Source organism: Saccharibacillus alkalitolerans, from assembly GCF_011090185.1.
Lineage (GTDB): Bacteria > Bacillota > Bacilli > Paenibacillales > Paenibacillaceae > Saccharibacillus > Saccharibacillus alkalitolerans.
On record NZ_JAAFGS010000009.1, the window covers coordinates 110,125 to 135,977 of the forward strand.

Consider the following 25,853-nt stretch of genomic DNA (forward strand, 5'->3'; position numbering starts at 1 on the left):
GAGAAAATTCCGCTTAACATTTAATCTTTTTCTCGATTTCAACACGCGACCTACAGCCTTTCGAAGAAAGGCACTTCGTAAGCATACGCTGACGAATTTCTCTCGGAGTCTTCTCGCTTCCCGCGCTGAAGTAACTTTCTCGACAGTCTGAGCGCTCCCCGAAGGGAGCGCTCGCTTTGTCGTCGATCAATCCGTTCCGAAATCCAGAACGCCTACCGAGTACAGGAAGATCAGGATGATCAGCAGCGGGCAGACATAACGCAGCAGGAACATCCACGTCCGGTAAATGCCGCCGGTAAGGCCCGCTTCTTCACCGGCCCGTTTCCAGGCATAGCCCGTGAACAGCGTGATGATCAATCCCCCGATCGGCATCAGGATGTACGACGTCGAGAAATCGAACAGGTCGAAGATCGTTTTGCCGAAAATGAGCAGATTGCTGAGCGGACCGCTCGTACCTTCGACGGACAGCGCCGACGGTACGCCGAGCAGGAACGCGAAGGAAGCGAGGATAATCGCCGTCTTTTTCCGGCTCCATTTCCATTGTTCCATCGCGTAGGCAACCGGAACTTCAAGGATAGAGACGGCCGAGGTCAGCGCCGCGATCGCCAGCAGCAGGAAGAACAAGCCGCCGAACAGGAAGCCGAGCGGCATCTGCGCGAACGCGGCCGGCAGGGCGATGAAAGCCAGGCCGACGCCGCTGGACGGCTCCATGCCGTAAGCGAATACCGTCGGGAAGATGACGAGACCGGCGACGAACGCGTACAGCAGGTCGCCTCCGGCGATCGCCAGCGACGCTTTGCCGAGCGACTGGTCCTTTTGCACGTAAGAGCCGTACGTCAGCATGCAGCCCATGCCGAGCGACAGCGAGAAGAACGAGTGTCCCAGCGCGATCAGCACGGATTCTTCGTTCAGCTTGGAGAAATCCGGTTTCAGGAAGAACTCGGCGCCCTCCATCGCTCCCGGCAGCGTCAGCGCGCGGACCATGAGGATCAGCAGCAGAATCAGAAAGCCCGGAATGAGGATTTTGTTGAATTTTTCGATGCCGCTCGATACGCCTTTTGCGATAACGAAGCCCGTAATGGCCATGACGACCGCGCTCCAGAAGAGCGGCATGTACCCGCCCGCGAAGCCCAGGAACGCTGCGGCATAATCCATGTTGACATCGGACAGCGCGCCCGAGAACGACTGGATCATGTAATGCATGGTCCAACCGGCCACTACGCCGTAGTACGACATAATAAGGAAAGCGGTCACGATCGAGATCAGGCCGAACCATTTCCAATGCTTTTTATTCGTCAGATTGAACAGCGAAGCGGAAGCGTTGCTGCGCCCGCCGCGCCCGATCGTCATCTCCGCCAGCAGAATCGGCAGTCCCACGACGACCAGGCAGATAATGAACAGCAGGAAAAAGGCCGCTCCGCCGTTCTCGCCGGTAATATAAGGAAACTTCCACATGTTGCCCAGGCCGACCGAACTGCCGATCGCGGCCAGGATGAAGCCTTTTTTGGAAAAGCCCGTGCCGCCCTGTCCGGGTCTGTCGCCGGCTCCTACCGATTTGTTGTCCATTCCTTTCATACCCCTCCGACCTTTCTACGATTCGATTTCTGTAACGCGATTTGATTTTCTCATGGTAACCAATCAATGTCGGGTTGTCTATAGTTTTATTCGCTCGGGTCAATAACAAAATGAAAAAATATAAACCTTACAACCTTCGTTATGAATTTATAGATCCGCATATACATATATTTTGTTCTTTTCAAGCGCGAACGGTTTTTCTTCGTAAACGATTCTGATTTGACGGTTGTCCGGGTTTTTTATATGATAACGATTATCATTATCGAATAGGAGCTGTATGTATGCCACCGAATCCTCTATGCGTTCTCTCCAAATCCGCCGGCGCCCTTCTTCTGGCGGGCGTCCTGCTGATTGCCGGATGCGCCGCTTCCGGAAACGGTTCTTCGGCCGCGAAAAATTTTTCCGCGGCCGATTCTCCGAGCGCGCCGGCAGCCGGTACGACAGCCGCCGATACACGGACGGTCCCGCATCTCAAAGGGGAAAGCATCATTCCCGCCAAGCCGGGGCGTATCGCTTCGCTCGATTACCGGCTGACCGACTTTCTGCTCGCCCTCGGCGTCAAGCCGTATGCTTCGGCCACCTATCCGGGAGGCGTCATGCCGCCGTATCTGGAAGCTTCCGCGCTGGAAGGCGTACAGCCTCTCGGCGACGAAGTCAACGTCGAAGCCGTGCTGAACGCACAACCCGACATGATTCTGGGACGCAAAGCGCAGGCCGACCTGTATGATCAACTGCAGGCGATCGCGCCTACCGTTATCGCGGATTCTCCCTCGAAAGATTGGAAAGAAGAGCTCCGAACTTACGGCGATATGCTCGGACGGCGGCAGCAGGCGGACGAGTGGCTGAACTCGTACGGCAAGAAAGCCGAGGAAGCGAGGGCCGCGATCGCGAAAGCCGTTCCCGAAGGCTCGACTTTCCTGTATCTGCGCATCATGCCGAAGGAAGTGCGCGTCCACGGACCGAAGCAGGCGCTGTCCGAGGTGCTTTACGGCGATCTCGGCCTGACTCCGGCCAAGGGCGTCGAACAGCTGGAAGACGTCGTGCCGATCTCGCTGGAGGTGCTGCCCGACTACGACGCGGACTACATTTTCGTGGAAATCGGAGCCCCGAACGCGGAAGGCGATAAAGACGCGGAAGATAACCGAAGCCAGATCGAGCGGACTTCCGTTTGGAAAAACTTGAAGGCGGTGCGAGCCGGCCACGTGTACGAGATGCCGCAGTGGGTCATCAGCGAAGCGCCGCATATCAAGCAGCGATCGCTGGAACTGGTGCGCGAAGCGTTAGTCGGCGGGAAATAAAAAAAGGGAGCGGAAAGCCCGCTCCTGCAGAGTATGGAGAAACCCGGCTGCCGCAAGGATTGCCGGGTTTCTTGGCTTGTGGTTTGCGTGTTCTTTGCTCCTGCCTTATCGGCCTCGCCGACCGGAGGCCGATAAGGCGTTCTTCGCGGTTCGACGGGAGCGGCGATTTCATCGGCTCGCCAGCTTCGGCGGACGCTAACGAATCTTCGGCACGCTATTTGTTCGTCAGGCGGCTTCGTCGAACGCTAACGAATCTTCGGCACGCTATTTAAGCCGAAACGGCCTTTAACGAGCCTTATCCCGGCTTATAAGGACATAAGGATTCGTTAGCTAAAAAAAGAGACCGTAAATCGGTAAATAGCGATATCAGCGTTCGTTAAGAGACGAAGACGGCGAAAAAGTTAAGATTGTCCGGATTCTCGCCTAACTTCCGGTCCCGCTTCCCCTTTTATTCCGTCGAACGACTGCCGCCCTCTTCGCCGCGTCTTCCCAGGCCGGCGCGTTCCCGCGACGTTTCGCTTCCCGCGCCGACCGGCGTCAGCTTACCGGCGCGGCCCAGGCCGGTCGCCGGCATGTTCACGTAGATCGATTCGCACGCCCCGTTTTCGATCAGATAAGTCTCGTGATAAATGCCGACCGCCTGCCCCGTCCTCGCTTTGCGGTTGAAATCCTTCCAGGCTTTCAAATGATGCTCGCCGCCCCGGGCATAGCGCTCCAGTTGATCGTACGAACGCCAATACTGCACGATCGACGGCCCCCGGGCCGACATGAAGTAAGCCGCGTCCAAAAAACCGAGCTCCTTGTTCGCGTACAGCTCCTTCAGCATCGGCGGCATAGCCTGCACTACCGGCAGCCACTGACCGACGGACAGCCATTTGTTGATGCGCACCCCGATAATGAACACGACGAACGGACCTTCGATCTCGGCCGTCTGCCGGCCCGGAATCACTTTTGCCATGCGGATCGCCTCCTCAGCTTTTTTCCAACCGTCCCAGATGCAGTTCGTAAAATCCCCGAATATCCGATGACCCGTACAGCCGCGCCGTCAGAAACGCCCCGTAAAAAACCGTCCACAGCAGCTTGACCGCATCGTCCACTTCGATCCCGGGAGCCAGCGTGCCTTCGCTTTGCGCTTCGAGCATGCAGCGGCGAAACAGCGCGGGCAGAACGGGCGGCTCCGCCGCGGCTTCTTCCCGCCCGGGAAACAGCAGATGCACTTCCGCTTCGCCGAGCTCCGGCATGCACGGATGCATATCGGTCTGCGCGAGAAAAGCGATCAGGCTGGGCATGACGCCCGGCACGTCTTCGTGCCATGTCGCCACGCTGTCCAGCAGATGGCGGATCGCTCCGAAGCCCCGCTTGCCCGCCTCCTCGATCTCCAGCATGCGGTTCGTAAGCCATACTCGCATAAAATAGACGAGCAGCGCCTCCTTTTGAGGAAAACATTTGAAAAAAGTAACTTTCGACGTCTCCGCTTCGCGGCAAATCTCGTCCACCATGATCTCGCCGAACCTGCGCGTCTTCATCATCGACAATCCCGTTTCATAGAGCCGGATTCTCGTTCTCGCCTTTTTGACGTCCCTCAGCGGGTAACTCCGTTCCGTCAATGCTTCATCCTCCCGTCAGCGCAAAAAAAGGTTAACTCTTGTACATTAATTTACTTGAGTTAATCTAAATATACAAGCTTTTTTTGTTCTTGTCGTTCCGAAGCCGCAAGCTTAAAATAAAAAGAATATCGAGCTGCCGGGCGGGGGATTCGGCGCTTTGCTCCGCAGCAAGGCTCCCGAACGGCTGCGTTTCCATCTGCTGACGACGAACGGCGCGGCGTGCATGAGTACGGTGCCGGCGCCGATTCCGTTCATGCCGCCGCATTGCCGAACCGCCCCTCCGGGCTAACCTTCCCCGAAAGCGAGGCCTCCCTCATGAAAAAAAGAACGCTGGCGATCAGCGACATTCACGGAGAACTGGATTTGTTCGAACGGCTGCTGGACAAAACCGGATACGATCCGGCTTCGGATCAGCTCGTGCTGCTCGGCGACTACATCGACCGCGGCCCCCAATCCATGCGGACGCTGGAACGCGTCATGGAACTTCGCGCGGCCGGCGCGGTCGCCCTGATGGGCAATCACGAAGACTTGATGCTGCGCGCCCTGGTCAACGGAGGCGAAGAGGACTGGAAGCGCTGGGTCGTCCGCAACGGCGGCTGCGCCACGCTCGAGAGCTACGGCTTCGCCGATCGCGAACTGCGCATCGAGACCGGCGAAGCTTTCCGGCGTCCCGAGCTGAAATCCGAAGCGTTGGCGCGGCATCTGGACTTCGCGCGCGGCCTCGACCGTTATTACGAGACGGAACACGTCGTCTTCGTTCATGCCGGGATTCAACCCGGCAAAACGGCCGCCGAATCGGACCCGTCCGAGCTGCTCTGGATTCGCGAGGAATTCCATCTCGGCTACGGCGGCGCCAAGACCGTCGTTTTCGGCCACACCCCCACGCGCCTTCTGCACCGCGACCCCGACAATGACGGTCTCTATTACGGCTCGAACCGTATTATCGGGATCGACGGCGGCGCCGTGTTCGGAGGACAGCTCAATGCGCTCTCGGTAGAGAACGGGGAAGTCTTTTATGTAAAAAGCGAATCGTCCTCTTAACGTCAAACGCTTGGCCTGCGCAGCAAAAAGCCTCTTCGCCGAATGCGGCGGAGAGGCTTTCTTCCGTTTAAAACTCCCGGGGCTGGCCGGGCTGCACGTCCGGAGGATTCACCGGTTGAATCTCGGGCGGGTTCACGGGCTGAATATCCGGGGGATCGACAGGCCGGATCTCGGGTGCCTGACCCGGCTGCACGCCGGGCGGCTCCTCCGGCTCGATCTCCGGCCGGTTCGGCCTTACGCCGGGCATGTCGTCGGGATCGAATTCCGGCGGCTGGCCGGGCTGCACGCCCGGCGGGTCGGCCGGAACGATTTCCGGTTCCTGCCCCGGGCTTACGCCGGGCGGCTCGCCCGGCGTGACTTCCGGCGCCTGTCCGGGATCGACGCCCGGCGGTTCCTTCGGTTCGACTTCCGGACCGGGGCTTGGCTGAGTGTCCGGCGTCTCGCTCGGCTGCGGCGTTTCCGCTCCGGACGGATCGGACGCGCGAACGATATAAAAGTCTTGATGTTCGCCGATATCCTGCTTCATCGTGGATCGCCTCCTCGTTTATCGGAATGGCGTTTCGTGAAATCAAAAGGAATGGAGCGTCTTACAAGACTTATTACCCGCTTGCGGCGTTCGCCACTCTGCATCGGCCGCCCGGCTTTTTTCGAGCGCTCCTTTTTGCCCGGACCAAACGAAGCCTTTCACCATTCGTGCCAGACGCCGGGTCCGTCCACCTGAACGATCGACTTTTTCTGCGTGCGGCCGTGGTTGAAGCTCATCGTTCGCAGCTCGTAGCCCGGCGCGTCCAGCGGCAGCAGCTTTTTCCACTTCGAGACCGGATGGGTCGGCTTGCCGGGACGCGCCATGTCGACGAGCACCAGGTCTTTGTGCAGCATGTTCAGGCATTGGCCCAGCGTCAGCGAAGGGGAGATCGAGAGATCGGAAGAAGATTCTGGATGCGTACTCATGTTGGGTTCTCCTTTTGGCTGTAAAGTAAAGATGCTTCGAGTGTCTGTTTGTCATTCAACCTTTTAAAATGCCGCGGGCCCGCACTTCTTTCAGCCAGCCCGGGAATTCGTTCAGCAGGCGGTCGTACAGCTCTTCGTCGCTCACCGAATCGAGATCGTCCAGCGCGAAAAAGTCCGCGTTGTCGACCGTTCGTCCTTTGAGATCGTCAAGCTGTTCCAGCACCCCGTAATTCGCGCTGCCCAATCCGACGAACTGCCAGAAAATCGGTTTGTCCGAATGCTCGATCAGCAGCTTGGAAATCTTTTTCGTCTCGTAAATGCCGCCGTCGCTGAAGAAAATGATGTAAGTCGGCGTCGTGTCGTCGGGATCTTCCCGCGTATACTTCTTCACGATATCTTCCATGACTACGGGTTCGTTGTTTCCGAAGCCCAGCTTGCCTTTCATGCTCGGCTTCGGATACGTATTTTTCACGTAATTCTCGTACCCGTGTTCCGTGACGCTCGGCGCCCGCATCATCTTGGTGGCGAAGAACCAAACGTCCATGATGCCGTCGTCGTCCATCCTTGCCGAGACGGCCAGAATTCGCTCGAACGCGCTCTGCACGGTGCCTTTTTTGTACAGATGGGTCATCGAGCCGGATGCGTCGAACACGACCGCGACCCGGGCCTTCTCGTGCGCGATGTTTTTCTTCTCGAGCGAAATGCCGACCTTGCGCTTGAGCAGATCGATCTTGCCGAGCGGAACGCCCGGTTCCGGCTGCGGCGTCGGGGAAGGTGCCGGCGGAGACGCGGGGACGGATGCGGGCGGCGCGCCGGACGGTGCCGCGGCCTGCGGATCGTCGTCTTCGACTTCGACGCCGTGCGCCTCGGCGAGCGGCTTGAGCCCTCCGTTGAAGCCCCGCCCGATCGCCCGGAGCTTCAGCCCCGACGAGTGGCGGTACAGCTCCATGAAGACCAGCGAGCGCTCCCGCGTCGCTTCCTTGATCTCGTACAGGATCTCGCCCGCTCCCGTCTCGGCGGTGATCCGGCATCCTTTTACATCGGCAAAAGTCCCCGCCCCGTCCAGCGTTGCCGCAAACACGCATTTGGCCGTTCGCGTCGGGTCCAGCTCATTCGTCCGGACCGTGAACGCGACGCCGTTCGGACCGGTTCGCTCGTAGCGCACCTGCCCGCCCGGACTGGCATCCTGATTATAAAAAATGAAATAATCGTCCGACGGAACTTTTCCGTTCTCTCCGACCATAAAACAGCTTACGTCGAGATCGGCCGGCGCGCCGTCCCATTCGATCCGCACGCGAAGCTCCGCCGTCTGTCCGATCGGCGCGTTCGCGCCTGTCGTCAATACCGTTTGGGGTGCTGCCATCTGATCGCCTCCGCAAAATGGAATGTCTTTGCTTGCGCCGAATCGGCGTTCCGCATCCTTATACGGAGAATTATATCATCGGGTCGCGAGGATTGCCAAAAACACCCGGAACGTCCATTCCCCGCTTCGACGGCTTAACCGGTTCGTTTGCCGGAACAGCGGGTTAATGAACGTTCAGAAGCGCTTCGTGATGTCGGTTCGTACGTAAGACGAAGGCTGAATCGGACGAAGGAGGAATAGGCATGTGGAGCGCATTGTTGTGGGGCGGCATTTCCGCTTCGGCCGTCGTGCTGGGCGCGCTGGCGGCTTTGTTTTTGCGCATCGGAAAACGTTATATCGGCTGGATCATGGCGTTCGGGGTCGGCACGCTGATCGGAGCGGCCGCGTTCGAACTGCTGGGCGACGCGCTGGAGGACGGCGGGGTGCTGGCTACCGGCATCGGCTTCGCTGCGGGCGCGCTCGTATATACCGTGTTCGACGTGATCGTGTCCCGCCGCGGCGGATCGAACCGCAAACGTTCGGGCAAGGACCAATCCGGCTCGCAGGCGGCGGGCGGAGCCGATCAGAGCGGACTCGGCATTTTCGCCGGCACGGTCATGGACGCGATTCCGGAGTCGATCATGCTGGGCGCCAGCCTGCTGGCGGGCAAGGGCGTCAGCGTCGTGCTCGTCGTCTCGATCTTCGTCAGCAATATCCCCGAGGGATTGTCGAGCACCGTGGGCCTGCAAAAAAACAACTACTCCCGCGGCAAAATTTTCATCATGTGGGGAGCGGTACTGGTGGTGTCGGCGCTGGCTTCCATGCTCGGCTATCTGTTCCTCGAACAGCTGTCCGGCGAAATGAAAGCGGCCATCGGCGCCTTTGCGGGCGGCGGCATCATCGCGATGCTGTGTTCGACCATGATGCCGGAAGCGTTCGAAGAAGGCGGTCCCCTCGTAGGCTTCATCGCTTCGATGGGCCTGCTGACGGCGATTTTGCTGGATACGTTCTCGTAAAATAACGAGAGCCGGTCCAGCGTGCTGGATACGTTCTCGTAAGCCAGCGAGAGCCGGTCCAACATGCTGGATACGTTCTCGTAACGGCGAGAGCCGGTCCGGCTGGCCGGATCGGCTCGCTAAACGATGTACCGGCTTCGCCTCTGCCCGGGTTTCGCCTGTCTCGGCCCGCTAACGGATCGCATGTCCGTTAGCGGGCTTTTTGCGGCGTCGACCGATTTTTAACGGATCCTACGAACGCTTAAACGCAGCAGAAGCTGTAAAATCGGCTCAAAACGGCTCTTTTTACCGGCTAAGCGTCATCTCGATCCGTTAAAAATTCCGAAAGCCGCGATTCCTGCTCTAAGCGCCGCTGCGATCCGTTAGAGCTCCCTTTCCGACTTTTGCGGGGAAAAATTCGGCGATTTTTCCGTTTACACCGTGAATCCGTTATGTTATATTGCCTTCATGATCTGGAAACCAGATTGATCCGTATCCAGATCGAACTGTTTCCAGAATGATCGATAATCCGGATCGTTTGCCGACGGTCCGATGCGGAGGGGATAAGATGACCGAAAAAGAAATGCTGCCGAACGGTTCGCTCGTCATCGACGAGAAGCAGAACAAGCTGCTGCAGAACGCGCTGCGGATCAAAATCATGCATGCGCTGGCACGCCAGCCGATGACTTCGAAACAGGTCGCCGACCTGCTGCGCAAGACGCCCGGCAACGTGCACTATCATATTCAGCGGCTGTACGAAGGCGGCCTGCTCGAATTGGCGGATACGCGCAGCGTCTCGGGCATCGTGGAAAAGTACTACACGGCCGCAGCGTCGCAGTTCCATTTTCCGGGCTCGGCCGAAGGCTCGGATTGGGAACAGGACGACGACTCCTGGACGGGCGGCAGCCCTTTTTCCGAATACCATGCCACGCGGCTGGATCTGTCGGAGGAAGAAGCGGTCCGCTTCTCGGACGAACTGAAGGCGCTGCTTGAAAAATGGGAGCAGCATACCGAAGGCGGCCGCGAGTACGGCGTCAGCGTCCGAATCGGGCGAATCGACGCAAAGGAGGAAGAATAAGCATGCTGTCCGATTCCGTGAAAGAGGCGCACACGGACGAAGCTTCCGCCGCATCGCGGCTGTCCGTGTTCCTCTCTCCGCTGCGCCGGTCGAAAGCCTTCACTTACCTTTGGCTCGGCCAATGGATCGCGATGCTCGGCAGTTCCGTGTCGGTGCTGATCCTGCCGCTCGTCGTCTATTCGCTGACCGATTCGTCGACGGCGCTCGGCCTGGCCATGACCTGCTATATGCTGCCGAATATTCTCGCTCTGCCTTTTGCCGGGTTGATCGTCGACAAGACGGATCGGCTGCGGCTCGTCATGCTGAGCAACTCGGCCCGGCTGATCATCATGCTGCTGGCGGCGGTCTCGATCTTCAACGGAAGCCTGACGCTGGAGCGGCTGTACATCGGCCTGGTGTTCTACGGCTTGATGGAAGGCGTATTCAACCCGGCTTATTCCGCGCTGCGCGCCGAGGTGTTCACGCCGGACATCCGCAACGCCGCCAACGCGCTCAGCCAGATCAGCATCCAGGGCGTCCGCCTGCTCGGACCCGCGCTGGGCGGCATGCTGGTGAGCGCCGCGTCGCCGGGCGCGGGCTTCGCGCTCGACTCCGTGACCTATCTGATCTCGCTGATCTGCTTCATGATGCTGGGACGGGTGTTGGCCGCTCAGAAAGGACGGCGCGGCGGATTCGCGGCGCGGCCCGCCGAGCCGGAACGTTCGGCGCGGACGCTTGACCCTTCCGCTTCCGGCGCTGCCGAAAGTTCCCGCTCTCCCGAAGCGGCCGCGGGTCCGACGACTGCGCCCGGCGCGGTCGCGCTGCCTCCTTCGGATTCGGCGGAGCTTGCGCGGGCCGTATCCGATCCGCGGCGAAAGCCGGCGGATTCGTCTTCCGTTCTCTCCGGCTTCGGCACGGAATTCATGGAAGGCGTTCGCGTGCTGAGCAGGCTTCCGTGGCTGTGGATCACGATCGTCGCCTTTTCCCTGCTGAATATTTGCTATACCGGCATCGTGGCGATTCTGGTGCCGTGGCTGTTCAAAGTCCATCATGGGCTGTCCCCGTCCGTGTACGGCGTTGCCATGGCCGGCACCGCGGTGGGCGCCATTCTGGCCGCGGTGCTGTTCGGCTCGAAGCGCGACTGGAAGCGCCGCGGGCTCGTCGCCTACGGCGGCGCGCTGCTGAGCGGAGTCGCCCTGCTGCTGTTGTCGATCGTGACCTGGGTGCCGGGGCTGGTCATGGCCATGGTGCTGGAAGGCTTCGGCATGATGATGTTCATGATCATCTGGGAGATCAGCCTGCAGGAGCTGGTGCCCGCCGAGAGCTTCGGCCGAGTCGCGAGCCTCGATATGCTCGGCTCGTTCGCCCTGCTGCCCGTCGGCTATCTGATCGTCGGGCGCCTGGCCGACACGATCGGCGGCATTCCGTCCATCGCGATCTTCGCCTGCGCCGGTCTTGCGATTCTGCTGACGGCGCTGTGCTCGCCGCATATCCGAAACTTCAATTGACGCTGCCGGCGGAGCCCTCCGATCGCAGGCAGCCGCAAAAAAACGTTCCGTTCGGCAGCGCCGACGGAACGTTTTTATCGTTCTTCGCATGATTTGGTTCTTCGCATACTATCTTTCTTTGCAGGATGTCGTTCTTCGTACGGCATCTTCTTCCCCTCATCCCGTTCTTCCCCCGTTATAAGGAGAAGACGTCCGGCGCCGGCTTTGTCCCGGTATCCGTCTTTCTGCCGCCGCGTTCCGGCATTCAGATTTCTTTTCCGTCGAACAGCAGAATCTGCGCCGCCGTCAGCACGCTGAAGCTGCCGAGCAGAATGCCGGCGCCCAGCGCCAGCTGTCCGAACGCGATCTCCGAGCCGATCACCGACTTGTACAGCGTGGCGTACTCCGTCAGCATAACCGGCGACACCGCGGGAAAAGCAAGCGCGGCGCCGCCCATCACGGCCAGCAGCAGGATGCCCAGCAGGAAGCCGGACGTCGCGCTGCGCGCCAGCGTCGAGGCGAAGGCCGCCGCGGCGCTGACCGCCGCCGCCGGAAGCATCGTCACGGCATAAGCGCCGAGCACGGCCGGCAGGTTCAGTTCGCCGAAGACCGCGCCCGATAGAAACGCGGCGGCCAGCGACAAGATCAGCAGCGCGGCCAGCAGCCCCGCCTGATACAGAAGCATCGCGCCGATTCTGCCGATCGCCAGAGCGGGGCGGCTCACCGGACGGGTGAGCGCGATCTTCAGCTCGCCGCGCTCCCGCTCGCCGGCGAACAGGTCGGCGGCCAGCATGCAGGCGGCCAGCGGAAGCAGAATATAGGCCGCGAGCGACAGCAGCGTATACGGCAGATTCTCGGCCGAAAGGCGAATAATGCCGCCCGAACGGTTCAGCAGCATGACGGCCAGCGGTACCAGCGCGATGAGCACCGGCAGAGCGCGATACTTGAACTGCGCGAGAATCTTGCGCAGCTCGACCTCCGTCGTACGGGCGATCATCGCGCCGAACGTCGGCCCGGCGCCGCCTTTTTCCCCGGCCGCGGCCTTCCCCGCCTTAGCGCCGCCTCTCCCGACATGCGCGGTTTCCGCTGCTCCCGTGTTCGTTCCTCCGTCCGCCGCGATTTCCGTTCCGGCATTTCCCGAAGCTGCCGGCCGCGCCGATCTCTTCTCCAGCGTGCTCATACGATTTCCCTCCCGTCCGAATGGGTGACATCCAGGTAATAGCGTTCAATGCTTCCCCAGCGCTCCAGCACCTGCGCCACCGGCGCGCTGTCGACCATCACGCCTTCCTTCAGCACGGCGACATGCGTGCAGAGCTGCTCCATCTCATGCGCCAGATGGCTGGAAAGCACCGCGGCGCAGCCGCGTTCCCGCTCCGCCAGCAGCAGTTCGCGGAACATCGCGGTTCCTTCGATATCCATCCCGTTCGTGGGCTCGTCGAGCACGAGCAGTTCGGGCTCCGGCAGCAGCGCGGCCGCCAGCGCCAGCCTCTGCTTCATGCCGACGGAGAACCGCCGGACTTTCTCGTTGCGGTAGGGCAGCAGCCCTACCCGTTCCAGCAGCGGACCGACCGTCTTCGCATCGAAGCCGCGATAGAAACGACCCGTCAGCGCGAGATTCTGCTCCGCCGTCAAATACGGATACAGTCCGGGCGTCTCGATCATGCAGCCCGTGCGCTCCAGAATCGCGGGCAGCTCTTCCGCCGGGTCCATTCCGAGCAGCTCGATGCTTCCGCTGTCCGCTTTCAGCAGGCCCGTCATGGCTTTCATGGCAGTCGTTTTACCGCTGCCGTTCGGGCCGAGCAGGCCGAGCACCTGCCCCGCTTCGACCTCGAACGACAGCCGGTCGACGCCGCGCCGATTGGCATATTTCTTCGTCAGGTTTTCGATGCGAACGACGGTCATGGTTATGCCCCCTTACTCGGTACGGCCGTGACCGAAAGGTCCGCGGCCGTCCGCATCGGCCGGAAGCTCGAGCTTCTCGACCGTTTTGCCCGTTACGTCGATATCCTGCGGCACGGTGCTGCCGACCTTGCTGAAGGCGCTGTCGACCGAAGCTTCCAGTTCGATCTTCTGTCCTTTTTCGTCAAGACCCGATACGCCGACCGTCGTCTTGATCGTCGAGATCGCTCCGTCCTTTACGGCAGCTTCCAGGCGGACGCTCTCTACGCGGCCGTCCGAAGCGATCGGGAACAGCGCCGCGTGATCGAAGCCGTCCCACTCCGCCTGCCACTGCGTTTCTTCGCTCAGGCGGTCTTCTCCGTGTTTTGCGCCCGCTTCCAGCATCGCGTTCATCGCCAGATTCGCCAGCTCCGGAATTTGCGCGTCCGTCAGGTTAAGCGTGATCGTGTCTCCGCTTTCCGTAAAACGGTTTTTGATATCGCCCAGCAGCAGGTCGCTTGCCGCTTCCGCCAACCGCAGCGCGCTCGGCGACGCTTCGAAGTCTTTGTCCTCCCGATCTGCGGCATTCGGCGCGTCGACGGAATAATAACGGTCTCCCTTGCGCAGGATCATTTTCCCGTTTTCCGTCGCCTGCTCGACGTCCAGCGTTTTGCCGCCGATCTCGAGCTGTCCCGACGAGTAGATTTCTTCGCCCGCCGATTGAATTTCCAAACGGCCGCTGGCCGTCACCGCGCCGTTCTGCCGAACCGCGATTTCGGACGTCAGCGTCGAGTTGTCGATCTCCATCGTTTTGAGCGCGGCCGAACGGAAATTCTCGTAAGCGTTCCCGTTCGCGTAAGCCGCCGCTCCCAGACTTGCCGTCACGATCATACCCGCCGCCATAATCCCGATCGTTTTGGTGCGTACGCTTTTTTTCATGTTCATCTCTCCCCGTTTTCGATTTGGATGCTTCCGCCGAGCGCCTTTGCTGTCTGCTCTTTTGTACATCCTTATCGTAACGGGAGGAGATAAACGGCCCTTTCACCGTTTCTAAACAAAGTTTAAACGGTTCTTAAATATTCCCGCACCGCCGCTCTTTATATGAATTTGCATGAAAAAAGATCCTTGCACACCCGCTCTTCGGGCATGCAAGAATCTTCGGATTTGGCGCCGCGTTCCGCTGTCTTCATCAGGCTTTGAGCCGGTATCCCGCTCCCCATACCGTCTGGATCACTTTCGGCTCGCCGGGATTGTCTTCGATCTTCTCCCTCAGCCGGTTAATATGTACGGCTACCGTGGCGCTGTCGCCGATGGCGTCGTAGCCCCAAATCTTCTCGTACAGCGTTTCTTTGCTCAGCACCATATCGACATGCTCGACAAGGAACAGCAGCAGCTCGTATTCTTTGTTTTTGAGCGTCAATTCTTCCCCCCGCACGTACACGCGCCGCGATCCGGGCCGGATCGCGATCTGGCCGACCTTCAGTTCGCCGCCGTCCGCGGGCGCGCCGCTTCGGCTGCGAAGACGCTCGTATTGGGCGATGTTCGCTTTTACGCGCGCCACCAGCTCCCCGGGCGAAAAGGGCTTCACGATGTAATCGTCCGCCCCCAGGCCCAATCCCCGGATTTTGTCGATGTCTTCCTGCCGCGCCGTCACCATCAGGATCGGGATATCGACCGTTTCGCGCAGCTTGCGGCATACCGCGAACCCGTCGGCGCCCGGAAGCATCACGTCGAGCAGGATCAAATGAAATTCCCCGCTGCTCCCCCGCTCCATGCCCGCCGGTCCGTTATCGACGATCTCCACCTTAAAGCCGTCGATCTCCAGATAATCCCGTTCGATCTCCGCAATGGCGCTGTCGTCCTCGACGATCAGCACCTTTTTTCCGTTATCCATGCGACGCTCCCCCTTCTTCTTTCCTTACCGGCAGCTCGATCGCAATTCGCAGTCCGCCGCCGCGTCCGTGCTCCGCCCAAATTCTCCCGTTCATGAATGCCACCGCCTTATCCGCAATCGCCAATCCCAGTCCGCTGCCTCGGTTCGGGCTGCTGCGCGAAGCGTCGCTGCGGTAAAAGACGTCGAACAGTTTCGGCAGCGCCTCGTCCGTCACTCCCGGTCCGTCGTCCTCGATCGCGATCAGCGCCTTGTCCCCTTTTCGAATCGCGCTGACCGATATCGTCACTTCCGGCCGTTCCTTGTATTTCAAGCTGTTCTCGACGATGTTGGCCAGCACGCGCCGGAATTGGACGGGGTCGGCATACAGCCGCATTCCCTTTTCCGATTCGCCGAGCGCAATCTTCAGTCCTTCATGAGCATGCTCCTCGGCCGCCGCACGGAAAAAGCCGTCCAACTCTTCGCGCAGATCGAGTTCTTCGGGATAATTCGGATAGTCGCCCAGATCCATTTTCGAAAAAAGGAACAGCCGCGACACCATGTGATCGATATCGTCCGCCTTCGTCTTGATCATGCCCGCGTAGCGGCGCTGCGATTCCGGCGTGCTCGCGACTCCGTCCAGCAGTCCTTCGGCGTACGCCTTGATCGAAGTCAGCGGGGAACGCAGGTCGTGGGAAATGCCGGCCAGCAGCTCTTTGCGGTTCATTTCCTGCTTCTGCACGGCCCAGACCGATTCCTTCAGCCTTCCCGCCATCTCGTTGAACGCTTCGCAGACCGGACGGAACTCGTCCTTGCGCTTGTAGTCGATCCGATAATCGAGATTGCCGTCCCGGATCTGCGTCACGCCGTCTCCCAAAATCTCCAGCGGTTGGCGGATTTTTTGGAACACGAAGCGCGTGAGGAAGCGGCTGGTCAAAAAGACGACGGCAATCATACTGAGGAGGATCGTGAGCGGAATCCATCCTCCGCTGCCCGGACCGCGGGGATGTTCGACTTCCGGAGTCTCGCGCGTGCTGTACAGCTCGATCCGGTACATCCGCTCTCGGGCCGCCGTTTCCGACACGTACAGCTCCCGGCCGTTTTCCCCGACGAGTCCCGTTCCTCCCAGCGCGGCGAGCGCCCGCGTCAGCCGTTCGTCGCGGAACGGCTCGCTGCCCAGCGAATAGCGCAGCGTGCCGCTGCCGAGCCCGTTTCCCGAAGCGGCAACAGCGTCGGCGTCGGAAGCGGAAGCTTTTACGGAACCCTGCACGGCGTCCGATCGACTGCCGCTTCCCGGAGCGCCGAGGATTTGCCCGGCTTCCGCCTTGCCTTTGCCCGAAAAAGAAGCGTCTCCCGCGTCCGCCTCGTAGATGCGCAGCGACATGTCGTTGCTCGCCAGCAGTCGGTCGACCCGGTCGATCATGAAAGCCATGTTCCGTGCACCGGCGTCGGGATTTGTCAGCAGTTCGCGGGACGCTTCCATGACGGAATCCCTGGCCCCGTAATAATCGTCGCTGCCGCCGAATTCGAAATCGAACCGCATCCACAGCAGCAGCGCGAGGAGCGCGGACAGCATGAGCGCCAGCACGATCGGAATGACGATCATCAGGATGTTGGAGATGAAAAGTCTTCTTTTAATGGTCATGGGCGTTCTCCCGTTTCGGTTCGTCATCGAAGACGCGGAGGCGGCCGGACGCTCGTCGAACAAGTCCGGCTGCCGCTGCGGCCCGTGCGGACCGACGCGTTTCTTCGTTATCTGCATGATAGCACGGCGGAATAACGAGCGGCTAAACGGAAGTTTAACAAATGTTAAACAGGAATGGCGGAATTGCCCGGATTCTATATATCCAGCGACGCAAAACGCCCTTCCGGCCGGCTGCCGAGAAGGCGTTTTGCGGTTATTCCTTTCAGTCTGTCACGGCTTCCCGTTCGCCGCCCGGGCCGTCCCGCTTCCGCTTGGACTCCCTGCCCCGTGTTCTTTCGAGCCGCCGACTTCATGACGGTCATGGCCGCCCCGTTTGCGGTTCAGCAGCCTCCAGCCCGTCAGCAGGGCGCCGACGACGCAGACCGAAGCCGCGACGGTGAAGACGACGTGCATGCCGGACAGGAAGATGTCCGGACGGTCCGGAATCAGGCCGGTGACGCGGTAGCCCGCTTCGCCGCTCATGACGCCGAACAGCGTCGTGGTGGCGACGGCGATGCCGGTCACCATGCCGAGGTTGCGAATCAGCGAGTTGACGCTGCCGGCCACGCCGAGACGAGGACGCGGCACGGTCGACATGACGAGCGAATTGTTCGGCGATTGGAACATGCCGCCGCCCAGGCCGAGCAGCGCGATACAACCGCCGACCGTCAACAGCGCGCTGCCTTCTTGCAGGGCGGCCAGCCCGGCCTGAGCGCCGATCATCAGCAGCAGGCCGATAAACGTCAGCCATTCCGAGCCGAAGCGGTCGGACATGGCGCCGCTGAGCGGCGCGACCACGACCATGACGAGCGGATAGATCATCATGATCCAACCGGCATTGCTAGGTGACAGACCAAGAATGGATTGCAAGTAAAACGGAGCAATGATGTTGTAGCAGAACATGCTGACGAAGACGAGGAAACCGCACAGGATGCTGAGCGAGAACAGCGGATTGCGGAACAATCCCAAATCCAGCATAGGCTCGCCGATCCGTGACTCGGTGCGCAGGAAGATCAGGAACGAAGCCGCGGCGAAGACCAGCAGAGCCAGAATGCGCCAGTCGCCGTAGCCGATCTCCTGCCCGATCAAAATGGCCGCGACCAGCGACACGATGAAGCCGGCAAACAGCAGGCTGCCCGCGCCGTCGATGCTTTTTTTGGACGTGCGGATATCTCCGGGCAGCAGCTTGGCGCCGAGCAGAATCGCGATGAGGCCGATCGGCACGTTGATCCAAAAAATCGATTCCCAGCCGAGCGAACTGACCATCAATCCGCCGACGCCCGGTCCCGCGATGCTGCCGAGCGAGACGAACGTGCCCACGAGACCGAGCGCTTTGCCGCGTTCGCTGCTCGGAAAAATGTCGGTGACGATGCCCTGGCTGTTCGCCATCGTCATCGAAGCGCCGATCGCCTGCACGATGCGCGCCGCGATCAGCGCCGCCAGCGATCCGCTGAGTCCGCACAGCAGCGAGCCGGCGACGAACACGATCGTACCGATCCGGAAAATGCGGATTTTGCCGAAAATATCGCCCAGCCGTCCGAACAGCAGAATGAACGAACAGATCGCCATCAGATAGATGCTCGAGATCCACTGGGCATGTCCGAGTTCCAATCCGAGGCTGTTCGAGATCGACGGCAGCGCCACATTGACGATACTGCCGTCGAGCGTGGCCATAAAGGTAAACAAGTTGAGAATGATCAAGATCCGCCAGCGGCGCTGCTGCACCTGCGGGTCGTCCTGATACGAGGAAATCTCGGGTTTCACGCTTACACCTCCGCTTATTGGTTGCGTGCGCGGCAGTCAGGCTTCCCATCAGCTTACGCCGGATCGAAACGACGGCCCACCCTAATACGACGGATCGGCCGGACCCGGAATCCGAAATCGGGCCGTCTCTCCCGGCTGCATCCCGCTCCCTTTTTCTTTACACCCGGAAAGAGCGGCTTAAGCGTATTCCATTCGCCGAACCGATCTCCCTTCTCCTTCGCCCGGTCAAAAAAGGACAGGCCTCAAAAGAGGTCTGTCCTTTTTACCAAGCTTCAAGATCCGGAATCGCCCGGCTGCTCCGTTCCGAAGCCGGAACGGGCGATGACGGCGTACATGCCGATCAACACGACCGAGATCACGAGAGCGACCCAGCCGTATAAAACGATCGTTCCGGCTCCCAGCTCCTGCAGGTAACGCCCTCCGTACACGATCAGAACGTAAGCCGCCGCCACGGCGGCGGCAAAAGAACCCAGCGCGATCATCTTCTGGCGGAGCGTCGAACGCCGCAGCACATCCGCGATTTCTTTCCGGTGCCTTACGGCCCGCAGCACGATATAGAGCAGAAGCAGCGGCGACGTATACGCATTGTCCAACAAGAACAAGCTGATCGCCATCAAGGCGATGAGAACCCAGGTAATCGACGTAAAGTGACGGTCGAACATTCGCATTTCGCATCCTCCTTTTCCGATTTCCGGGGCACGGCCTGCGCCGAGATCCGCTCCTCGCAAATGCGGCAGCTGCCGCAAGTCCGTTCTCCCTCGTCCGTTTCTTTAGGTTTGAACGGTTCGCAGGGGAGTTTCGTTACGCGCTTTTTTCGGACGGACACGTCCAAGCGGCGGGCCGCTGCCGTTATGACGAATTCGTTAGGCGAATTATTCCTGAACGGTATGCAGGCTGCCTTCCGGCATCTCCACGACCGGGCTGGTGTCCGCCTCGTAATCCACGCTGTCCGCCTCGAATCCGAACAATTGGAAAAATTCCCGGCGGTAGCCTGCGAGGTCGCTCAGCTCGTTGATGTTGTCCGACGAAATGCGCTCCCAAATTGCCGCCACTTCCGCCTGCACGTCGCCGCGCATTTCCCAATCGTCGATGCGGATGCGTCCTTTCCCGTCGACCGGCACTTCGCCGCCGCCGTACAGACGCTCCGCGAACAGGCGGTACGTCTGCTCGATGCAGCCTTCGTGCAGCCCTTTTTCCTTCATGATCTTGTACAACACCGAGACGTACAGCGGCACGACCGGAATCGCCGAGCTGGACTGGGTGACCAGCGCTTTGCTGACCGATACGAAAGCGCGTCCGCCCGTTTCTGCCAGCTGCTCGCCGAGGCGGTGAGCCGTCTCTTCCAGATGATCTTTCGCGCGGCCGATCGAACCGTCCCGGTAAATGCGCTGGGTCAGCTCCGGGCCGATATACGAATAAGCGATCGTCGTCGCGCCGTCCGCCAGCACGCCGCCTTCGCGCAGCGCGTCGATCCACAGCTGCCAGTCTTCTCCGCCCATCACTTCGACCGTCGCGGCGATTTCTTCCTCCGACGCCGGATCGATGGTCACTTCGCTGACTTCGCCGGTATGGAAATTGACCGTCTTGTTGCTGTACGAATCGCCGATCGGCTTGAGCACGGAGTTGACCGTCTCGCCCGTTTTCGGATTCGTCCGGCGCGCGGAAGCGACGCTGTAGACGACCAGGTCGACCCGGCCCAGTTCGGCCTTGATGACTTCGACCGTCTTCGCCTTCGTCTCGTTCGAGAAAGCGTCCCCGGTCACGCTGAACGATTTCAGTCCGGCCGCCGCGGCCTTTTGTTCGAAAGCGGCCGAATTGTACCAGCCCGCCGACGCGGTACGGGTCTCGCTGCTCTTGCTTGGACGGTATACGCCGACCGTCGCCGCTCCGGCGCCGAAAGCGGCCGCGATGCGGGCGGCCAGTCCGTAGCCGGTGGAAGCTCCGATCACGAGCACGTTTTTCGGTCCTTCAAGGCGCGGTTTGCCCGCGATGTAGTCAATCTGCTGTTGAACCTGCGCGGCGCAGCCGTCCGGATGGGCGGTCGTGCAGATAAATCCGCGCGTTCTCGGTTTGATAATCATGGTTGGTGTCCCTCGCTTTTTCGGTTCTTGTACTCGGCTCCCGGAAAGGGATCGCAGCATGCCTACGAACCGCTTATCCGCAGCCTATCCGTATTAGTGTAACAATTTTTTCGTATTTAGGCACTCTTCCTGCGGTTTTTGGACTTGCAAGCTGCAATTCAATCGGATAGGCGGAGCAAAAGCCCGACAAATAACTGCGTATAAGCAGCTATGCGAGGAGCCGTCGAAATCCGGTCCGTATGCGCAGGATCGTTCGGCATCAAAAAAAAACGGATCACCCGGAGGCGATCCGTTCATGCATCGGGAAAATCCCGCCAATCTTCCGCTTATTCGAACCCGTACCGGCTTACGCGATCCGGGAAGCCTGCGTTTTCCGGGCTTCGCTCGGCGCGAGGGTCGGCTGAACGGCCGGGGAGGCCGATACCGGAGCTTCGAACGGAACAGCGGCCGCATCGCCTTGGCCGTTCAGGAAACGGAAACGGCTGGCGATTCCTTCCAACCGCTGCGAGCTGTCGCCCGTCCGGTGCGCTTGAACGGCCACTTCGCCCGAGGTCTCCAATACGTCGGAAGCCTGCGCGAAGATCGTCTCGGTTCCTTCGGCCGCTTCGCCGTTGGCCGCGGCGATCTCGCTGATCGCTTTGGACAGGTTCTGCACCGAAGCGCTGAGCTGTTCGCTTGTGGCGCTGAAGTCGGAAACCATGTTTTCGATGTACAGCGCATCCTGCAAATAGGCTTCGGCGTTGCTCTGCATCATCTGGTAATCGGCCGCGATTTCCGTCGTCATCAGCTGCAGCAGACGGCCCGAATGGGTCTGGAGGTTATCGACCGATCCCACTACTCTTTCCGTCACGGTATGGATCTGTTCGACGGACTGCTTCGAAGCATCGGCCAGCTTGCGGATTTCTTCGGCGACCACGGCGAATCCTCTGCCGGCGTCTCCGGCTCTCGCCGCTTCGATCGAAGCGTTGAGCGCCAACAGATTGGTCTGCTGCGCGATCTGCAGAATGGAATCGGCCAGCTCCCGGATCATGCTTACGGAATGCGACTCCTCGAGCGCTTGGTCCAACTCCGCTTTGACTTCGTTATAGACTTTGGTCGTCGCTTCGACGGACTGCGAAAGATTTTCCTGCGCTTCCATCGCGCGGCCGCTGACTTTGCCCGCCTGCTCGGCGCCTTCTTCGGCACGCTTCGCGATCGAGCCGACCGCCCGTTCGAATTCCTGCGTCGAGGCGTCGATCTCTTCGGCGGAAGCCGCCGTCTGCTGCATGCCGGCCGCCATCAATTCGGTCGTGGCGGACACCTGACGCAGCGATTCTTCCATTCGAATAAACTTCTGCTCGGCGATCTCGGTCGCGTTTTTCAATTCGGCCGCTTCCTTGGACACCGCCGCCAGCAGCTCGTGAGCCGAATCATGCATCCGGTCGACCGCTCGGCTGAGCGTTCCCGTTTCGTCGCTGCGTGTCAAATACTGCTCGGGCAGGCGCGTCGTAAAGTTTCCGTCCGCCATCCGGTTCAGCTGCGACACGGCGGCTTGAATCGGACGGACGATGCCTCTTACAATGAAGAACAGCAGGACAAAGGATACGACGAACCCGAACAGCGAGATCACCATCGGCCCCGCATGCCAAATGTTCGCCTGCTGGACGAAATTGCTCATCAGCAGGGCATTTAACAGGACGGGAAGAAGCATTCCGAGTACGGCAGCCCCCAGCACCCGAGTCAACAAACTTCCGGTCAACATTTTCAAACGGTTCTTCATCATTCTGCACCTCTTTATTAGAATTGGGAGTAAAAAGAAACTTTAGACCCAGTTTATTATCGAACACGCGCTCTGCCTCTTTTCACCCAGGCTGTTTAGCACTCAATAAGGTCTTAAGGTCTAGTTCTTACTATCTATTAGTTATTGTATCCAAGTTAGCGAGCGTTCAAACACCCCTGCATAAAGTTTTAAAATTTTATTTTCCACAATTCAATTTAAAGTCTACTCGGTAAAGGAGAAGAAACGGCATGGGCGGCATAACGAAAGCAAGGTTGGAAGCTTGGATGGAAGAATGGAATGCTCGGATAACCGGCATCACCGACCGCAGCGGCGAGGCCGGCGGCAGCATTTGTTCATTTATCGAAGAGCCCGAAGCGAAAATACAAGAAATCGAACAGCGGCTCGCGCTTCAGCTTCCCGATGATCTGAAGGCTCTGATCCGTTACGGTGCGGTGCACGCCCGGTTCGACTGGCAGTTCCCGTCCGCCACGCTGTCTCCGTTCGCCAATGCTTCGGAAGGCGACCTCGGTTGGAACCTGGCCGAGATGGAATTCCCGGTCTTCTTCGACGAAGACGGCGAAGAACGGGAACAGCGGCGCTACCTCTCCTTTCATGAGGCGGGCAACGGCGATCTGCTGCTGTTCGATCTGGAGGGGCCGAGCGCTTCCTCCGTCGTCTCCTGGTCGCACGAAGAGGACGAGTTTCGCCTGCTTGCGCCGTCGCTGCCCGAATTTTTCGACCGGATCACGCAGCTCGGCCTGATCGGAGCTTACGGCGATTCGTACGAGCCGTTCATCGGAGAAGGCGGATTGGAACCGGAAGGCCGGAACGGCCGCCTGTGGCAGGCATGGCTGAAGGACTACGCGGAGCTGAATTGGGAAACGGCGAAAAAAGACCTGAAGACCCTGCTCCGTCTGATCGAAATGATCGGGGCGGAAGGTGCCGATCGCCGCGAGATCGGCACCCTGCTTCTGGAAAGCTATTCGATCGACGACATCCTGCGGGAGTGGACGGCGCGCGGCGAAGAAGAACAGCCGGTCTGGAACCGCAGGGAACGGCTGCTCCTGATCGGCGACGTCCTGGGCCCGGCAGCGGCCGACTGGACGCGTTCGCTGTGGGAGCGGCACGGCCGGGACGACTCTTCCGATTCTTCCGTTTCTCCGCCGCCGGGTCTCGACGCCGGCGTGCTGCATGATCTGGCGGCCGTCTGCCTGCCGGAAGAGGAAGGGCTGCCGCTCGTGCTGCGCGACATCGAAGCGCGGGCCGCCGCCGAGGGTCGGCGCGTCTCGCCGCCGACGCATTCGCTGGCGCCGTTCCGCAGCCGGCGCGTCATCCCGTGGATGGAGCCGCACGTCGCGTTCCCGTTCGGCGGCTGGGACGAACTGCTCGCCGCTTCCCGGCCGGAAGCGGAAGACCTGATCCGCTGGCTGCGGGGCGCCGACGCGCAGCGCATGGCGGCCGTCTCCGCGATCGGCCGCCTCGCCGAAGGCGAACTGCCGGCCATGCTTGCCGGCAGGAACGGCGAAGCGGAGCGCGCCGAGCTGCTCCGCCTGCTGGAAGAGCTGCGCGCGAACGCCGTGCTGCGCAAAGAAAAAGCGGCGATCTCCGAAGCGATCGCCGCGATCCGCGAAGCGTGACGCCGGACCTTTCGGAGTCCGTCCAATTCCATAGCAAAAGGACCGCCGAAACGGCGGTCCTTTTTTCTTCGCGCTCCCTATACTTTGAACCGCGATACCAGCGCCTGCAGCTCGTCCGCCAGGCGGTTGAGCGAAGACGCGCCGTGCAGCATTTCTTCGCTTGCCGCGAGCTGCTCTTCGGTCGCCGCCGCGATTTCCTGCGTGCCTCCGGAAATTTCCTGGGTGCCTTCGCTGACCTGCTCCATCGACTGCGACACTTCCGCGAATCCTGCGTGAATCCGCTCCGTCGAAGCCGCCATCGCGCTTGTCCGGCCCGACACTTCTTCGATCGATTCCAGAATGCCGCCGAACTGGCGAGCGCCGTGACGCGTGGCGTCAGCGCCTTCATGCACCTTCCGCTTCACTTCGTGCATCATATCCATCGCTCCATGGGTCTCCCGCTGAATGCTGACGATCAGCTCGCGGATCTCCCGGGTCGAGCCGGCCGACTGGTCGGCCAGCTTCTTGACTTCACCGGCCACGACGGCAAAGCCGCGGCCCGCTTCTCCCGCCCGGGCCGCTTCGATAGAAGCGTTGAGGGAGAGCAAATGCGTCTGCGCCGAAATCTCGTCGATCATCGAAGCGATGGAATCGATGTGTTCCGCGTGGACGGCCAACTGGCGGATGCGTTCGTCCGCGTCGCCGACGGAAGCATCGATCTCCGTCATTTGATCGGCGATCCGAATGACGGCTCGTTCGCCTTCGTCCGCCTGACGGCTCATTTCCTGCGAGAAGGAAGCCACTTCGGCGGTCGAAGACGCGATTTCCGTAATGCGTTCCAGCGTATCGCGCGCCGATGCCGTGCTGCGTCCGGTAATCTGGGTCTGTTCGCCCGAGCGCTCGGCAATCTGCTGCATCGCCGCAGCTACCTGATGCGACGTGGATTTCGACTCTTCCGCGCTGGCGGAAAACTGTTCGGAAGCCGCCGCCAGCTGTTCGGAAGCGTCCCCGACGCGCTGCATCATGTCCCGCAGCGATCCGACGAAGCGGTTGAAACTGCCCGCCAGCTCGCCGAATTCGTCTTTTTGGCGCAGTTCGATGGTCCGGGTCAAATCGGCGTCGCCTTCGGCGATTCCGCTCATCTGCCGGTTCAGCAGCGTCAGCGGATTCATGATGGAGCGCAGCAGCCAGAAGCCCAGTGCCAGACCGACCGCCGCCGATCCGATCGCGCTGTAGAACAAAATATTTTGACTGACGCTCGCTTCATGGCGGTTCTTGTCTTTAAGGGCGAGCTCTTCGGCATCCAGCCGGTCGACGAACGTGCCTACGGCCGGATCGACCTGTTCTTTGCGCAGATCGCGCTCGGCGCCGAAATGAAGGCTTTCCGCCTGCTCGATCCGCCCTTGTCCGACCAACTGTACGACCTGCGCGTTAAGCTCGATCAGTTCCTCCAGCTCGCTTTCGATCTTTTGCAGGGATTCGAGATCCGCTCCCGTCAGCGTCTCCGCTTCTTTCGTCAGCAGGGCATGAATTTCTTCCGTCTTTTTCTGCATGCCGTCGGCGAACTCCGCCTCGCCGGTCAGCAGATAGCCGCGCTCGTCGTTAGCCAGCCCCGTCATCCGATACTGCAGCTGCTTCAAAAACTTTTGCGTTTCCAGCTTCTTTTCGAGCTCTCCGCTGTTCGTGATGCCCTGCTCGATCGAAACGAGAGATAAAGCGCCGCTTCCGGCCAGCACCGCGACCAGCAGCAAGATAATGGCGAATAATTTCGTTTTAACTTTCATATCGTATCCCGCTTTCCGGTTGGATTTAAAAAGGTACCGCCCCTCTTGAAGCGAGCTTCCTTTC

The 25,853-nt window shown here is 60.2% G+C and carries 22 protein-coding genes; 6 read left to right on the forward strand and 16 right to left on the reverse strand.

Annotation, left to right across the window (positions count from 1 at the left end; all coding sequences use genetic code 11):
* Positions 1–186: 186 nt before the first annotated feature.
* On the reverse strand, positions 187–1,566 hold the full coding sequence (locus GYN08_RS20130; protein WP_235946408.1) for a sodium-dependent transporter: 1,380 nt from the start codon (positions 1,564–1,566) through the stop codon (positions 187–189).
* A 290-nt stretch (positions 1,567–1,856) separates the two neighbouring features.
* Here GYN08_RS20130 and GYN08_RS20135 point away from each other — a divergent pair, with 290 nt between their 5' ends.
* The gene (locus GYN08_RS20135; RefSeq protein WP_166278291.1) at positions 1,857–2,873 is read left to right on the forward strand and encodes an ABC transporter substrate-binding protein; all 1,017 of its coding nucleotides are present in this window, start codon (positions 1,857–1,859) and stop codon (positions 2,871–2,873) included.
* A gap of 448 nt (positions 2,874–3,321) precedes the next feature.
* On the opposite strand, the gene GYN08_RS20140 is transcribed toward GYN08_RS20135, so the two are convergent.
* Positions 3,322–3,831 (reverse strand): DUF4188 domain-containing protein, encoded by a 510-nt coding sequence (locus GYN08_RS20140; protein ID WP_166278294.1) that lies wholly within the window; start codon positions 3,829–3,831, stop codon positions 3,322–3,324.
* 13 nt (positions 3,832–3,844) lie between these two features.
* The gene (locus GYN08_RS20145) at positions 3,845–4,480 is read right to left on the reverse strand and encodes a TetR/AcrR family transcriptional regulator (protein WP_166278297.1); all 636 of its coding nucleotides are present in this window, start codon (positions 4,478–4,480) and stop codon (positions 3,845–3,847) included.
* A gap of 315 nt (positions 4,481–4,795) precedes the next feature.
* Here GYN08_RS20145 and GYN08_RS20150 point away from each other — a divergent pair, with 315 nt between their 5' ends.
* A complete protein-coding gene (locus GYN08_RS20150; protein WP_166278300.1) occupies positions 4,796–5,521 on the forward strand; it encodes a metallophosphoesterase family protein in 726 nt (241 codons plus the stop codon).
* Between the two features lie 67 nt (positions 5,522–5,588).
* Here GYN08_RS20150 and GYN08_RS20155 read toward each other — a convergent pair whose 3' ends face one another.
* The 3 genes from GYN08_RS20155 to GYN08_RS20165 all read right to left on the reverse strand — a co-directional run bounded on the left by GYN08_RS20155 (position 5,589) and on the right by GYN08_RS20165 (position 7,835).
* Positions 5,589–6,047 (reverse strand): hypothetical protein, encoded by a 459-nt coding sequence (locus GYN08_RS20155; protein ID WP_166278303.1) that lies wholly within the window; start codon positions 6,045–6,047, stop codon positions 5,589–5,591.
* A gap of 158 nt (positions 6,048–6,205) precedes the next feature.
* The gene (locus GYN08_RS20160; RefSeq protein WP_166278306.1) at positions 6,206–6,472 is read right to left on the reverse strand and encodes a hypothetical protein; all 267 of its coding nucleotides are present in this window, start codon (positions 6,470–6,472) and stop codon (positions 6,206–6,208) included.
* 55 nt (positions 6,473–6,527) lie between these two features.
* On the reverse strand, positions 6,528–7,835 hold the full coding sequence (locus GYN08_RS20165; RefSeq protein ID WP_166278308.1) for a VWA domain-containing protein: 1,308 nt from the start codon (positions 7,833–7,835) through the stop codon (positions 6,528–6,530).
* 242 nt (positions 7,836–8,077) lie between these two features.
* On the opposite strand from GYN08_RS20165, the gene GYN08_RS20170 reads away from it, so the two are divergent.
* The 3 genes from GYN08_RS20170 (at position 8,078) to GYN08_RS20180 (ending at position 11,374) form a co-directional block, all read left to right on the forward strand.
* Positions 8,078–8,830, forward strand: coding sequence for a ZIP family metal transporter (locus GYN08_RS20170; protein ID WP_166278311.1), 753 nt, complete (start codon positions 8,078–8,080; stop codon positions 8,828–8,830).
* Between the two features lie 547 nt (positions 8,831–9,377).
* The gene (locus GYN08_RS20175) at positions 9,378–9,887 is read left to right on the forward strand and encodes an ArsR/SmtB family transcription factor (protein WP_235946409.1); all 510 of its coding nucleotides are present in this window, start codon (positions 9,378–9,380) and stop codon (positions 9,885–9,887) included.
* Between the two features lie 2 nt (positions 9,888–9,889).
* Positions 9,890–11,374, forward strand: a complete 1,485-nt coding sequence (locus GYN08_RS20180) for an MFS transporter (RefSeq protein ID WP_166278313.1) — start codon at positions 9,890–9,892, stop codon at positions 11,372–11,374.
* A gap of 244 nt (positions 11,375–11,618) precedes the next feature.
* Here GYN08_RS20180 and GYN08_RS20185 read toward each other — a convergent pair whose 3' ends face one another.
* The 9 genes from GYN08_RS20185 to GYN08_RS20225 all read right to left on the reverse strand — a co-directional run bounded on the left by GYN08_RS20185 (position 11,619) and on the right by GYN08_RS20225 (position 22,392).
* Positions 11,619–12,533: an ABC transporter permease subunit gene (locus GYN08_RS20185; protein WP_166278316.1), complete on the reverse strand. Its 915-nt coding sequence runs from the start codon at positions 12,531–12,533 to the stop codon at positions 11,619–11,621.
* The gene (locus GYN08_RS20190; protein ID WP_166278318.1) at positions 12,530–13,255 is read right to left on the reverse strand and encodes an ABC transporter ATP-binding protein; all 726 of its coding nucleotides are present in this window, start codon (positions 13,253–13,255) and stop codon (positions 12,530–12,532) included. Before GYN08_RS20190 ends, GYN08_RS20185 begins: the two co-directional genes overlap by 4 nt.
* 12 nt (positions 13,256–13,267) lie before the next feature.
* A complete protein-coding gene (locus GYN08_RS20195; protein WP_166278321.1) occupies positions 13,268–14,170 on the reverse strand; it encodes a hypothetical protein in 903 nt (300 codons plus the stop codon).
* A gap of 250 nt (positions 14,171–14,420) precedes the next feature.
* Positions 14,421–15,125 carry a response regulator transcription factor gene (locus GYN08_RS20200; protein WP_166278325.1) on the reverse strand — a complete coding sequence of 235 codons (705 nt, stop codon included), beginning with the start codon at positions 15,123–15,125 and terminating at the stop codon, positions 14,421–14,423.
* The gene (locus GYN08_RS20205) at positions 15,118–16,746 is read right to left on the reverse strand and encodes a sensor histidine kinase (RefSeq protein ID WP_235946410.1); all 1,629 of its coding nucleotides are present in this window, start codon (positions 16,744–16,746) and stop codon (positions 15,118–15,120) included. Before GYN08_RS20205 ends, GYN08_RS20200 begins: the two co-directional genes overlap by 8 nt.
* Before the next feature lie 270 nt (positions 16,747–17,016).
* The gene (locus GYN08_RS20210; RefSeq protein WP_328802986.1) at positions 17,017–18,549 is read right to left on the reverse strand and encodes an MFS transporter; all 1,533 of its coding nucleotides are present in this window, start codon (positions 18,547–18,549) and stop codon (positions 17,017–17,019) included.
* Between the two features lie 272 nt (positions 18,550–18,821).
* Positions 18,822–19,217, reverse strand: coding sequence for a hypothetical protein (locus GYN08_RS20215; RefSeq protein WP_166278328.1), 396 nt, complete (start codon positions 19,215–19,217; stop codon positions 18,822–18,824).
* A gap of 204 nt (positions 19,218–19,421) precedes the next feature.
* Positions 19,422–20,630 carry an enoyl-ACP reductase FabV gene (gene fabV, locus GYN08_RS20220; RefSeq protein ID WP_166278330.1) on the reverse strand — a complete coding sequence of 403 codons (1,209 nt, stop codon included), beginning with the start codon at positions 20,628–20,630 and terminating at the stop codon, positions 19,422–19,424.
* Between the two features lie 346 nt (positions 20,631–20,976).
* Entirely contained in the window at positions 20,977–22,392 is a 1,416-nt protein-coding gene (locus tag GYN08_RS20225) for a methyl-accepting chemotaxis protein (protein WP_166278333.1), read from the reverse strand.
* Between the two features lie 245 nt (positions 22,393–22,637).
* Here GYN08_RS20225 and GYN08_RS20230 point away from each other — a divergent pair, with 245 nt between their 5' ends.
* Complete coding sequence (locus GYN08_RS20230) at positions 22,638–24,026, forward strand: SMI1/KNR4 family protein (protein WP_166278335.1); 1,389 nt, start codon at positions 22,638–22,640, stop codon at positions 24,024–24,026.
* Between the two features lie 77 nt (positions 24,027–24,103).
* Here GYN08_RS20230 and GYN08_RS20235 read toward each other — a convergent pair whose 3' ends face one another.
* Entirely contained in the window at positions 24,104–25,789 is a 1,686-nt protein-coding gene (locus tag GYN08_RS20235) for a methyl-accepting chemotaxis protein (RefSeq protein ID WP_166278337.1), read from the reverse strand.
* Positions 25,790–25,853: the final 64 nt, after the last annotated feature.